Raw genomic sequence first — 12,602 nt, forward strand, 5'->3', positions numbered from 1 at the left:
TCCCGCCGGTGAACCATCGTTAACCGGGAGGTCGTCGATCATGTCCGAGGTCAGGTCCCAGGTCAGGTCCGGGAACGGGGCGGAGAACGGGTCGGAGGTCGGGTCCGGGGTCGGGTCGGAGAACGGGCCCGGGGCCGGGGCGCCGAGCGGTTCCGGGGCGGGGGCGCCGAGCGGTTCCGGGACCGGGTCCGGGAGCCCGTCCGAGCAGCGCTTCGGGGAGTTCGTCGCGGTACGCCGCCATGAGGCCGGGCACGTCGCCGAACTGGTGCTCGACCGGCCGAAGGCCATGAACGCGGTCTCCACGGAGATGGCCCGCTCGATCGCCGCCGCCTGCGATGCGCTGGCGGCGGACCGTTCGGTCAGGGTGACCGTCGTGACCTCGTCGAACGACCGTGCCTTCTGCGTCGGCGCCGACCTCAAGGAGCGCAACTCCTTCACGGACGCGGAACTGGTCCGGCAGCGGCCGACCGCCCGCGGCGCGTACACCGGGGTACTGGAACTGCCGATGCCGACGATCGCCGCGGTGCACGGCTTCGCCCTGGGTGGCGGGTTCGAACTGGCGCTGTCCTGCGATGTGATCGTGGCCGACGCGACGGCCGTGGTCGGACTGCCGGAGGTGTCCGTCGGCGTGATCCCCGGCGGCGGGGGTACGCAGCTGCTGCCGCGGCGCGTGGGGGCCGCGCGGGCGGCCGAGCTGGTGTTCACGGCGCGGCGTGTGGAGGCGGCCGAGGCGCGGGAGTTGGGCCTGGTGGACGAGCTCGGCGACGACGCCCGTACCGCCGCCCTCGCACTGGCCGCCCGGATGGCCGCGAACTCCCCCGTCGGCCTGCGGGCCGCGAAGCGGGCGCTGCGGCTCGGCCAGGGGCTCGACCTGCGGGCCGGACTCGAGGTCGAGGACGCGGCCTGGCGTTCGGTCGCATTCTCCGGAGACCGGGCGGAGGGCGTCGCGGCCTTCAACGAGAAGCGGAAGCCGGAGTGGCCCGGCGAGTGAATCGTCCGTGAACATCCCTAAGCTGGGGTGATGGGTGAGGATGTCCGGCTGCGAGCCGTCGTCGCGCTCGCGCAGGCGATGGCGGCCGCACGCACACCGCGGGAGCTGTGGCGCGGCGCGGCGGCGGCCGCCTGCGACGCGCTGAGAGGGAGCTTCGCCGCGCTCTCCGTCTGGGAGCGGGACCGGGGGCGGCTGAAGGTGCTCGTGAACGCGGGGGCCCGCGCCCCGGACGAGGAGGAGTTCCCGGACGGCGAGACGTACCCGGTGCACCGATTCCCCGAGATCACCGAGTTCCTGCACGAGCAGTGGGCCGGGGGCGGTGCCCCGCGCGCCTGGGTGGAGACGGCCGACGGCCCGGCGCAGGGCGAGCACGGCTACAGCCACCAGCGGGTCGACGCGCTGCGCCGGCGCGGGCGCGGCTGCTGTGTCGTCGCCCCGATCGTGCTGCACGGCCGGGCCTGGGGCGAGCTGTATGTGGCCCGGCCGGCGGGAGAGCCCGTGTTCGGCCGGGACGACGCCGACTTCGCCACCGTGCTGGCCCAGGTGGTGGCGGCCGGGATCGCCCAGCAGGAGCGTCTCGAGGAGGTCCGCAGGCTCGCGTTCACCGATCCGCTGACCGGGCTCGCCAACCGGCGGGCCGTCGACGTCCGCCTCGACGAGGTACTGGAGCAGCACCGGGCGGACGGCTCGGTGGTGTCCCTGGTGGTGTGCGACCTCAACGGCCTCAAGCGGGTCAACGACACCCACGGCCACGCGGCGGGGGACCGGCTGCTGGAGCGCTTCGGCTCGGTGCTGTCGCTGTGCGGCGCGATGCTGCCGGGGGCGCTGGCCGCCCGGCTCGGGGGCGACGAGTTCTGCCTGCTCACCGCCGGGCCGTCGGCCGATGACGTCGTCAAGGTCGCCGAGGAGCTCTGCGAGCGGGCGGGCGGGCTGAAGCTGGGGGAGGGGGTCGCGTGCGGCGTCGCGTCGACGGGCGACCCGATCGGCGCGGTGCGTTCCGCCCGGCGGCTGTTCCGGCTCGCGGACGCCGCGCAGTACCGCGCTAAGGCCGCCCGGGCGACGGGGCCGGTGGTGGCGGGCCGGGACGACTCGGTGCTCCCGCTCGCCGACACCCCGCCGCCCTCGCCGCAGGACCGCCGCCGCTTCCGGGACGCCCGCGGCTGAGCGGGCGGCGCCGCGTGCGCGACGGCCGCGGCCGGGCGGACGGCGGCGCTTCCGCGCAGCCGCGGTCCGCCGGCGCCTTGCCGGGCCGTGCCCCCTTCCGCCGGTGCCGGTGCCGGTGCCGGTTGCCGACCGCCCGTGCCGGTGCCTGTGCCTGTGCGCTTTCGTACGGCCGCCGTGCCGTAGTGCCGGCGCGTCTTGCCGGGGCTGTGCCGCCTTCCGCCGGTGCCGGTGCCAGCGGCGACCGCCGTTCCGTCCGTTCCCCGGCCCTTGACGGGCGAGTGCCGTCCGCCCGTGCCCGTGCTGGTGTCGGTGCCGCTTCCGCGCGACCCGCCGCCCCTTGCCGGGCCGTGCCCCCTTCCGCCGGTGCCGGTTGCCGACCGCCCGTGCCGGTGCCGATCCCGCGCGGCCGCGCGGCCGCACGGCCCGCCCCGCCCCGTCCCATGCCGTGAGCCGCGCCGAGCCGCCGTCCGTCGCTCGCTTGTCGCCGCTGCTCGCGGTCATCCACCCCGTGACAGAGGGGGATTCAATCCGTAGGGTGCTGAATATGGATATGCACACTGTCGTGGTGGGGACGTCCGGGACCACCGCCGAAGACGTCATCGCCGTGGCCCGCGGCAACGCCCGGATCGAGCTCTCCGGCGACGCGCTCTCCGCGCTCGCCGCCGCGCGCGCGATCGTGGACGCGCTGGCCGCGAAGCCCGAGCCGGTGTACGGGGTCTCGACCGGGTTCGGTGCCCTGGCGACCCGGCACATCGGTCACGACCTGCGCACCCAGCTGCAGCGGAACATCGTCCGCTCGCACGCCGCCGGCATGGGCCCCCGCGTCGAGCGTGAGGTGGTCCGCGCCCTGATGTTCCTCCGGCTGAAGACGGTGGCGTCCGGGCACACCGGGGTACGCCCCGAGGTCGCGCAGACCATGGCGGACGTACTCAACGCCGGGATCACCCCGGTCGTGCACGAGTACGGCTCCCTCGGCTGCTCCGGAGACCTCGCGCCGCTGTCGCACTGCGCGCTGACGCTGATGGGGGAGGGCGACGCCGAAGGCCCCGACGGCACCCTTCGCCCCGCCGGCGAACTCCTCGCCGCCTACGGCATCAAGCCGGTCGAGCTGCACGAGAAGGAGGGGCTCGCCCTCCTCAACGGCACCGACGGCATGCTCGGCATGCTGATCATGGCTCTCGACGATCTGCGCAGGCTCTACACCTCCGCCGACATCACCGCCGCCCTCACCCTGGAGGGGCTGCTCGGCACCGACACGGTCCTCGCGCCCGAGCTGCACGCCATCCGCCCCCACCCCGGCCAGGCCGCCTCCGCCGCCAACATGCGCGCCGTGCTGAAGGGGTCCGAGCTCACCGGCCACTACCAGGAGGAGGAGGCCCCCCGGGTCCAGGACGCCTACTCGGTGCGCTGCGCGCCGCAGGTCGCCGGCGCCGGCCGGGACACCATCGCCCACGCCGCCCTGGTCGCCGAACGCGAACTCGCCGCCGCCATCGACAATCCGGTGGTGCTGCCCGGAGGCACCTCCCACGGGGAAGGCTCCGAAGGCGGCAGGGTCGAGTCCAACGGCAACTTCCACGGGGCGCCCGTCGCGTACGTGCTCGACTTCCTCGCCATCGCCGCCGCCGACCTCGGCTCCATCGCCGAACGCCGCACCGACCGGCTGCTCGACAAGAACCGCTCGCACGGACTGCCGCCCTTCCTCGCCGACGACGCGGGCGTGGACTCGGGCCTGATGATCGCCCAGTACACGCAGGCGGCGCTCGTCAGCGAGATGAAGCGGCTCGCCGTACCGGCCTCCGCCGACTCCATCCCCTCCTCCGCCATGCAGGAGGACCACGTCTCCATGGGCTGGTCGGCCGCGCGCAAACTGCGTACCGCCGTCGACAACCTGGCCCGGATCATCGCGGTCGAGCTGTACGCGGCGACCCGCGCGATCGGGCTGCGCCGGGGGCTCACCCCGGCGCCCGCCTCCCGGGCGGCCATCGCGGCCCTGCGCGCCGCGGGCGTGGACGGCCCCGGGCCGGATCGTTTCCTCGCCCCGGACCTGGCGGCCGCCGAGGCGTTCGTCCGCGACGGGCGGCTGATCGAGGCCGTGCAGCCGGTGACCGGTCCGCTGGCGTAGGGCGCGACACGCACCAGGCGTACCCGGTGGACGGAGTCGTCCGGCGTCCCGAACCGTCCGGTGTCCCGAGTCGTCCGGCGTCCCGACTCGCCCGGCGTCCCGAGGCCGATCCGCCGGGCCGGATCCCGCCCGTGTGGACGCCCCGCCCCCGCGGGAGCCGGGCGTCCACACGGCCACGAGGCCGTCCACCTCATCCGGGGGGCCGCACCGGCCGGACGCGGGTGCCCAGGGCCCCCTCGCCCGCCTGCCGGAGGGGCCCGGTGCCGTGAAACTGCCCGTCCCCGGTGCTCAGCGCCGAGGCGAACCAGTAGCCCTGGGACATGCCGTGCGCGGGACGGGCGGCCGCCGTGCGCACGGGGGTGGGCCCGGGAGCGCCGGATGGCGGCCGCCGCGGGCCCCCCGAGGCGACGGGCACCGTCCCGGAGTGGGGTGAGGCAGGTGATCCGCCGGGGTCGGCAGGCCGCGTCCCGGAGTCCGGCAGGCTCACCTCCACCTCCATCCGCCCGGCGCCGGCCTTGCGGCGCTGACCGGCCCAGTCCTCCACCTGGCTGCGGCAGGCGAGGTCGAGGTGGGACGCGCCGCTGAGGTCCACATGGACCCGGGGCTCGGCGGCCACCGACTCCAGAGCGTCGATCAGGCGGGGCAGCCGCAGGAAGGTCGCGTTGCCGCTCAGCGTCAGGCGGGTGACGCCGCCGGCGGAGGTGATGCGGGTCGTCATCCGGGACATCCGCAGGGCCGCCAGGACGATGGCGACGGCCAGGCCCGCGAGCACGCCCTCGAGGAGGTTGGAGACGACGATCGCCACCGTGGTGATCACCATGACGACTCCCTCACCGCGGTCGGTCCGCCACATCCTCGGGAAGGCCGCGGGGTCGAAGAGCTTCCAGCCGGCGTGGACCAGGACCCCGGCGAGCACCGCCACGGGGATGAGGCCCAGCAGCCCGGGCAGCAGCAGCCCGAACGCCAGCAGCCAGCCGCCGTGCACCACGCGGGAGACCTTGGTCCTCGCGCCGGCCTGCACATTGGCCGAACTCCGGGCGATCACCGCGGTGATGGGCAGTGCGCCCAGCAGCCCGCACAGGGAGTTGCCGATGCCCTGCGAGACCAGTTCGGCGTTGTACCGGGTACGGGGCCCGCTGTGCATCCGGTCGACGGCCGCCGCGCTGAACAGCGTCTCCGCCGAGGCGATGACGGCGAAGGTGACGACCGTGGTGAGCACCCCGATGTCCAGGAGCCCGGCGAAGTCGCCCGGACCGGGGACCGCGACCGCGTCGCGCAGATCGCCGAAGGAGACGCGCTGGACGTCGAATCCGGGGAGGGACGCCACGACCGTGCCGATCACCACCACGGCCAGCGGCGCGGGCACCCGGCCGACCGGGCCGGGGACGCGCCGCCACGCGAAGCACAGGGCGACCGACAGCGCTCCGAGCAGGAGCGCCGCGCTCCGGTGCGGCTCGGCGAGCGTGCCGCCGAGGAGGTCGGGAAGGCCCGCCAGGTTCCCCAGGGCCGATCCGGTCTGCGGGGTGTCCGCCAGGGCGTAGGTCTGGCTCAGGATCAGCGGGAGACCGATTCCGGCGAGCATGCCCTGGACGACGGCGAGCGAGATGGACTGGAAGACCCGTCCCATCCGCAGCGCGCCCAGCACCACCTGGAGCAGGCCCGTGGCCAGGACGACGGGCCCGAGCAGACCGAGGCCGTGCTCGGTGACGAACTCCAGTACGAGGGCCGCGAGTCCGGCGGCCGGACCGCTGACCTGGATGCTGCTGCCGGGCAGGAATCCGACGACCAGTCCGCCGACGATCCCGGAGATGATGCCCAGCGCCACGGGCACCCCGGAGGCCACCGCGATGCCGATGCACAGGGGCACGGCGACCAGGAAGACCACGAGCGAGGCGAGGAGGTCCGCGACGAGCGAGGACGTGCCGCCGCCGGCCGGCGCGGGAGGCCGCGGCGCCCGGCGCGCATGGCGCGCCGGGTGTTTCCGTGAGAGGGAGAGCGTTGACACGTTGGTCCTTTCGCGCGCACCGGTGGCCGGTGCGCGCCGGGGAAGGGCGTGGGATGCGGTTTCAGCAGCGGCCGGGATCGCCGTACACCGCGGTGAGTTCCTTCACCTCGGCGGTGTCGACGCGGTAGTACCAGGCGTGCAGTCCGAGGCGGCCGGCGGCGACCGCGCGCTCGATCTGCGGGTAGCCCCGCAGCGCCTCGAGCTGGGCCGCGACATGGCACTGGACGTGGGCCTCCAGTTCGATGTCGTCCTCGGCGGCGCCGCGCACGGACGACAGCGCGGGGCGGGACGGCGCGAGCCAGTTCGCCACGCTCGGCAGCGTGCTCAGGTCGTCGCCGCGGGCCAGCGCCGCCACCGCGCCGCAGTGCGAGTGGCCGCAGACGATGACCTCGCGCACCCGCAGCACCTCGACCGCGTACTCGATGGTGGCGGCCTCCGCACACCGCCCCGCGGCCGTGTACGGGGGGACGACGTGACCGGCGGTGCGCAGCTCGAAGAGCTCACCGGGATGGGCGTCGGTGATGAGGCTCGGCACCACGCGGGAGTCGGAGCAGGTGATGAACAACGCGGCCGGTGCCTGTCCGGCGGCGAGGCTGCGGTAGTAGCCGCGGTCGCGGACGATCCGCTGCTGGAAGGACCGGGCGCGTTCGAGCAGGTCGTTCACTGCTGGTTCTCCTGTGCGTCGGACGTCCCGGGCGGACGCCGTTCGCGAGAAGCCTGCAAGGACGGTATGAGCCGGGTGTGAGCCGGCGATGAGAGAGGCCTCACCGAGGGCCGGGAAGCCGGCTCCGGCGGAAGCGGACCACCGCACCGGGCCGCACCGCACTGCACCGCACTGCACCGCACCGGGCCGCACCGCACTGCACCGCACTGCACCGCACCGGCCCGCACTTCACCGCACCGGGCCGCACCGCACCGGCCCGCACTTCACCGCACCGGGCCGCACCGGTCCGGGCCATGCCCGTCGCATGCCCGTCGCCGCCGGGGTCCCCGCGCCCCGTACGCTCCCGCGGCTCGCACGGGTGCGGCGCTCGTGGGTGCGGCCCGCTCTCAGGGGGTCCCGCTCGCCGCGGGCGGTGCGCCGGCACGCAGCCGGTAGCCGACACCGCGGACGGTCTCCAGCCGGTCGGCACCCAGCTTGCGGCGCAGGTAGCGCACATACACGTCGACGATGTTCGAGCCCGGGTCGTAGTCGAACCCCCACACCCGGGACAGCAGTTGCTCGCGGGTCAGCACATGGTCGGGGTTGCGCAGGAACACCTCGGCCAGGCCGAACTCCCGGGAGGACAGCTCCACGGCACGGCCGCCCACATGGGCCCGGCGGGTGCGCAGGTCGAGGGCGAGGTCACCGACCCGCAGCAGGGACGCCTCGGGGGCGTTCTCCCTGCGCAGCCTCAGCCGCACCCGGGCCAGGAGTTCCTCGAAGACGAAGGGCTTGGACATGTAGTCGTCGGCGCCCCCCTCCAGGCCCGCGACCACGTCGGACACGGTGTCGCGGGCGGTCAGGATGATCACCGGGAGCGCCACCCTGCTCTCCCGGAGCTTGCGCAGCACGGTGAAGCCGTCGCAGACCGGCAGGCCCAGGTCCAGGATCACCAGGTCGCAGGCGCCCGACCGTGCGTGCTCGTAGGCGTCGAGGCCGTCAGCGACGACCGTGGTCACGAAGCCGTTGCAGCGCAGGCCCTTTTCGACGAAGGCGGCGATCCTTGGCTCGTCCTCCGCGATGAGTATCCGGTTCATCGTCACCTTCCACGTACGGGGTTCGCCGGGGGAGGTCCATGACGAAGCGCGCGCCCCCGGTCCGCACGTCCTCGACCCTCGCCGTGCCTCCGTGCGCCTGGGCGATCTCGAGGACGATCGCCAGGCCGAGCCCGATACCGGTGGTGCGGGCGGCGTCACGGGCACCCGGGCGGACCGCCTGGGCGAACCGGTCGAAGATCCGTTCGCGGTCGTGGGGCCCCACGCCGGGGCCGGTGTCGCGTACCCACAGCAGCACCCGGTCACCGCGTACCAGGGAGCCCAGCTCGATGAGGTCGCCGTCCTCGGTGTGCCGCACGGCGTTGGACGCGAGCTGCATCAGCGCCTGGGTCACGCGCTGCCCGTCGAGCAGCACCGTGGCCTCGGACACATGGGCGACCCTCCAGTTCCGCTGCCCCAGGGCGCGGGCCTTGGCCACGGCGTCCACGACGAGATCCGTGAGATGGGTGCTTCCCACGGTGAGGAAGTCGGGCCGCTCCGCCTTGGCCAGCAGCAGCAGGTCCTGCACGATGCGGCCCATCCGGTCGAGTTCGTCCACGACCAGGGCACGGGTGGCGCTCTGCTCTGCCGCTCCGCCGTCCATCAGCTCCAGGTGACCGCGGATCACGGTGATCGGTGTGCGCAGTTCGTGCGCGACCTCGTCGAGGAAACGGCGCTGGGTGGTGAAGGCGTTCTCCAGCCGGTCCAGCATGTGATTGAACGTGTGCGCGAGCGCGGCCACGTCGTCGGACCCCGACACCGCCAGCCGCCGTCTCAGGTCGTCCTCACCGATGCGTTCCGCGGTCTTCCGCACCAGCCGGATGGGGGCCAGGACCCGGCCGGCGACAAGCCAGCTGGCCAGTCCCGCCAGTACCAGGGCCGCGGCCCCGGCGCCGAGCAGCATACGAGCGACCCGGTGCTCCTGGTGCTGCTGGCGATCCCTGAACTCCAACACCACGAGACGCACATCCCGGGGGTCACCCGACACGCGGACGGGAATCACCCCGTACCGCACCCGTCCGGCCGGGGAGTCGACCCAGCCGATCCCGGTACCGCGGACGGCGGCCAGCCGGGCCACCACGGCGGGGTCCCTGTCGAGCCGGGTCGGCGGGTCGGCCGGGCTGCGCCGGTCGGCCCGGCCGTCGACGATGCTGAACAGCGTGGCGTCACGGCGTGGCAGGTTGACGGACATGTACGCGGTGAGCAGCGCGGCGCCGTCGGAGAACGGCCGCCCCGTACCCGGCTCCCGGGCGGCCCCGGCGAACCTCCTCAGTTCGTCGGCCTCCCGCCGCAGCTGCTCGTCCACCTGGGCGTCCAGCTGGCGCTGCCACACGGCGGTGATACCGACGGCCGGTACGGCCAGGGCGGTGGCGACGAGCAGCATCATCCAGCCGACGATGCGCGACCGCGCGCTGGGTGCGCACCGGACCCACTCCCGTGCCCTCCCCACCGCCACCGCCCTGGCCGTCCTCGTCGTCCTCGCCGTCCTGGCCGTCTTCGCCGCCCCGGCGGTCGTGGCCGTCCCCGCCGTCCTCGTCGTCCCCGCCGTCCTCGCCGTCATCGTCGTCCGCTGCGCCGCGGTCGTCGTCCCGGCTGCTGCCGCCCTGTTCGTCGTGCGGGACGTCGGAGTCGTCACTGCGCGGAGGAACCGGCGGCGGCACGGCCCGTCCGCCCGGGAGCCGGGCGGTCGGGCCGGAGCGGGGCGGCGAGGCCGAGGGCTGGGCTGCGGACGCCGTGGGGACCGCCGACGCGGACGGGCGCACCGCGGACGGGCCGGGCGCAGGGCCGTCGGCGCCGTGGGCCGGGACGAACACCTCCGGTCCCAGGGTCGGCGACCCCTCCGTACCCGTCCACACCCGACCGACCGTCATACCGGCAACTACGCAGAAGCAGACGGCGATGTTCAGCGCACCGATTCTTCGTATACCCATCCGGCCAGTCTGGTGGGCCCGTCCTCGGGCCGGCCCGAAGAGGAGAAGACTCTCATCCGGCGGTCGACGGGCAGACCGGTCGCCGCGGCCGGCTCAGACCGGCCGGCCGCCGCTCCTGCGTGCGGCGTGGCTCACGAACCCGGCACCGATGACGAGGAACAGCGTGCCGCCGACCAGATACGGCGTCGTGTCCACGCTTCCCGTGGCGGCCAGCGTCAGGCCCTGCGCGCCGCCCGGCTGATCGTCCCCGGCATCCGTGCGGACGCCGTCCGAGGCCGGGACGTCCCCCGTGCCGCCGCCGAGGGGCGCGGCCGGGGCACCGCCCGCCGTGCGCGCGTCGCGCCCGTCGCGTGCGGCCCCGTCGGCATCTCGGACGCCGGAAGCGGAAGCTCCGGACCGGGCCCGGTCCGGATGCCCGGACTCCCCGTCCGCCGTCGCGTTCGCCGAGGGCACGAACCACAGCGCGCAGAGCAGGGAACCGGCCGCGGTGGCGGTCAGCAGTGGGCGGCGGGCGACGGGCACGGGAAAACGATCCCCCTTGTGACAGCGGTGAATTGACCGCGTGAGGCGATGCTCCGGCGATGCTAATGAACGCAGCGGGTCGCAGGAAAGTCGGGAGGCCCCGCGCTCTAGTCTCCGTCGTATGACCTCTTCTGAGACATCACGCTATGTGCGGCTACACGTCGAATTGGTGCTGGAGGTGGCCGAACCGGAGGAGCTGACCGGAGCGGCCCTCGACCGTGTGGAGACGGACGAACTCATGCCGGAGGAGGAGCGCGCGCACGCTTCGTCGTCGGTGCGCGACGACTCCGCGGAGGCCCTCGCGTACCTCGTCGACCCGTTCGACCTGATCGGCGACGTTCCCGGCGTGGAGCTCGCCCAGGCCTCGTGGAGCTGTGAGCAGATCGACTACGACCCCGATGCCGACGACTGGGATATCGACGGGGAAGATGGGGAGACGGACGAGGACGGGCAGGACGACGGGACGGACCCCGCGCGGCACCCGTGACGCGACGGGGCCGGACGGACCGGCCGGGTCCCGGGCGCCGCGGGCGGCGAGCCGGGGCCCGGCCGCGTGCGGCCCGCGGGAAGGCCGTGAGGCACCGCCGAAGCCGGGAACACCGGGTGCCACACCGCAACCGGCGCGACCCCGGGGGCGTCGATGAGTGGTGTTGCCCACAAAAACCGCCGGGAGTGGAACCGGATGGGCGGTTTGGGTCTTCTTTGACAGAGATCGCAGGTGAATCGGTGACGATGGAGAAGCGTGTGATGACGGACAGCAAGCGGCGCGGACGTCTGGCCGTGTCCGCCCTGCTCGGTGGGGTACTGGTGCTCACGGGCTGCAGCGGTGCCGATGCCGACGGCCCTGCCGCGGAGAGCTCGAAGAAGTCCCAGGAGCAGGTGGACGAAGCGGCCGCCAAAGACGCCTCGGACGCCCGAATAGTCATCTCGCCCAAGAACGGCGCGACCAACGCGAGCATCAACAACGACGCCAAGGTCACCGTCACCGAGGGCACGCTCACCAAGGTCACCATGGCCACCGCCGACGGCGCGGCCGTCGAGGGCACGCTCGCCGGCGACGGCAAGAGCTGGAAGCCGAACGGGCAGCTGGAGCGCGCGACCGTCTACAAGATCTCGGCCACCGCCGAGGACGCGAAGGGCCGCGAGGCGCACGAGAACTCCTCGTTCACCACGGTCTCGCCCGACAACAGCTTCATCGGCAACTTCACGCCCGAGGACGGTTCCACCGTCGGCGTCGGCATGCCCGTCTCTATCAACTTCAACAAGGCGATCACGGACCGCAAGGCCGTGCAGTCCGGCATCACCGTCTCCTCCAGCAGCGGCCAGGAGGTCGTCGGCCACTGGTTCAACTCGCAGCGGCTGGACTTCCGGCCGGAGGACTACTGGCAGGAGGGCTCCACCGTCACGCTGAAGCTGAACCTGGACGGCGTCGAGGGCGCCGACGGCGTCTTCGGCGTCCAGCAGAAGACGGTGACCTTCACCATCGGCCGCAACCAGGTCTCCACCGTCGACGCCGCCGCCAAGACCATGACGGTCACCCAGGACGGCAAGACGATCAAGACCATCCCGATCTCCGCCGGCTCCCCCGAGAACCCGACCTACAACGGTGAGATGGTCATCTCGGAGAAGTTCAAGGAGACCCGGATGAACGGGGCGACCGTCGGCTTCACCGACGACGACGGCAAGGGCGAGTACGACATCAAGGACGTGCCGCACGCCATGCGGCTGTCCACCTCCGGCACCTTCATCCACGGCAACTACTGGGGCGCCGACTCGATCTTCGGCAGCGCCAACACCAGCCACGGCTGCGTGGGCCTGAACGACGTCAAGGGCGCCGGCGACCCGAAGCAGCCCGGTGCCTGGTTCTACGACAACTCGATCATCGGTGACGTGGTCATCGTCAAGAACTCCAAGGACAAGACGATCCAGCCCGACAACGGCCTCAACGGCTGGAACATGAGCTGGGCGGACTGGAAGGCGGGCTCGGCGGTCTGAGCCCCGTCCGGCCCACCGCCGGTCCGAGCCGCCTCGGGCTCACGGCCGGTCCGAGCCCCGCCCCGCCCACCGTCGGGCCGAGCCCCGCTCGGCCCACCGCCCACCGAACCTGCGGCATGAAGGCGGTGGCCCCCC

The 12,602-nt window shown here is 73.7% G+C and carries 10 protein-coding genes; 5 read left to right on the forward strand and 5 right to left on the reverse strand.

What is annotated here, in order from left to right; genetic code table 11:
* Nucleotides 1-40 precede the first annotated feature (40 nt).
* The 3 genes from DDW44_RS19070 to hutH all read left to right on the forward strand — a co-directional run bounded on the left by DDW44_RS19070 (nucleotide 41) and on the right by hutH (nucleotide 4,277).
* Nucleotides 41-991, forward strand: coding sequence for an enoyl-CoA hydratase/isomerase family protein (locus tag DDW44_RS19070; RefSeq protein ID WP_108907167.1), 951 nt, complete (start codon nucleotides 41-43; stop codon nucleotides 989-991).
* 30 nt (nucleotides 992-1,021) lie between these two features.
* The gene (locus DDW44_RS19075; protein ID WP_017946388.1) at nucleotides 1,022-2,155 is read left to right on the forward strand and encodes a GGDEF domain-containing protein; all 1,134 of its coding nucleotides are present in this window, start codon (nucleotides 1,022-1,024) and stop codon (nucleotides 2,153-2,155) included.
* Nucleotides 2,156-2,705: 550 nt separating this feature from the next.
* Nucleotides 2,706-4,277: a histidine ammonia-lyase gene (hutH, locus tag DDW44_RS19080; protein WP_108907168.1), complete on the forward strand. Its 1,572-nt coding sequence runs from the start codon at nucleotides 2,706-2,708 to the stop codon at nucleotides 4,275-4,277.
* Between the two features lie 190 nt (nucleotides 4,278-4,467).
* Here hutH and DDW44_RS19085 read toward each other — a convergent pair whose 3' ends face one another.
* The 5 genes from DDW44_RS19085 to DDW44_RS19105 all read right to left on the reverse strand — a co-directional run bounded on the left by DDW44_RS19085 (nucleotide 4,468) and on the right by DDW44_RS19105 (nucleotide 10,472).
* Entirely contained in the window at nucleotides 4,468-6,282 is a 1,815-nt protein-coding gene (locus DDW44_RS19085) for a SulP family inorganic anion transporter (RefSeq protein WP_206307243.1), read from the reverse strand.
* Between the two features lie 61 nt (nucleotides 6,283-6,343).
* Nucleotides 6,344-6,946 (reverse strand): carbonic anhydrase, encoded by a 603-nt coding sequence (locus DDW44_RS19090; protein ID WP_027731728.1) that lies wholly within the window; start codon nucleotides 6,944-6,946, stop codon nucleotides 6,344-6,346.
* Between the two features lie 386 nt (nucleotides 6,947-7,332).
* Complete coding sequence (locus DDW44_RS19095; RefSeq protein ID WP_108907169.1) at nucleotides 7,333-8,022, reverse strand: response regulator transcription factor; 690 nt, start codon at nucleotides 8,020-8,022, stop codon at nucleotides 7,333-7,335.
* Nucleotides 7,925-9,406 carry a sensor histidine kinase gene (locus tag DDW44_RS19100; RefSeq protein WP_108908879.1) on the reverse strand — a complete coding sequence of 494 codons (1,482 nt, stop codon included), beginning with the start codon at nucleotides 9,404-9,406 and terminating at the stop codon, nucleotides 7,925-7,927. The genes DDW44_RS19095 and DDW44_RS19100 overlap by 98 nt, the downstream gene beginning before the upstream one ends.
* 637 nt (nucleotides 9,407-10,043) lie before the next feature.
* Complete coding sequence (locus tag DDW44_RS19105) at nucleotides 10,044-10,472, reverse strand: hypothetical protein (protein WP_108907170.1); 429 nt, start codon at nucleotides 10,470-10,472, stop codon at nucleotides 10,044-10,046.
* Nucleotides 10,473-10,593: 121 nt separating this feature from the next.
* Here DDW44_RS19105 and DDW44_RS19110 point away from each other — a divergent pair, with 121 nt between their 5' ends.
* Both DDW44_RS19110 and DDW44_RS19115 read left to right on the forward strand, forming a co-directional pair.
* Nucleotides 10,594-10,959, forward strand: a complete 366-nt coding sequence (locus DDW44_RS19110; RefSeq protein ID WP_212766429.1) for a hypothetical protein — start codon at nucleotides 10,594-10,596, stop codon at nucleotides 10,957-10,959.
* A 245-nt stretch (nucleotides 10,960-11,204) separates the two neighbouring features.
* Nucleotides 11,205-12,467 (forward strand): L,D-transpeptidase, encoded by a 1,263-nt coding sequence (locus DDW44_RS19115; protein ID WP_018889182.1) that lies wholly within the window; start codon nucleotides 11,205-11,207, stop codon nucleotides 12,465-12,467.
* Nucleotides 12,468-12,602 lie beyond the last annotated feature (135 nt).

The sequence above is a fragment of the Streptomyces tirandamycinicus genome (genome assembly GCF_003097515.1).
GTDB classification, from domain to species: domain Bacteria; phylum Actinomycetota; class Actinomycetes; order Streptomycetales; family Streptomycetaceae; genus Streptomyces; species Streptomyces tirandamycinicus.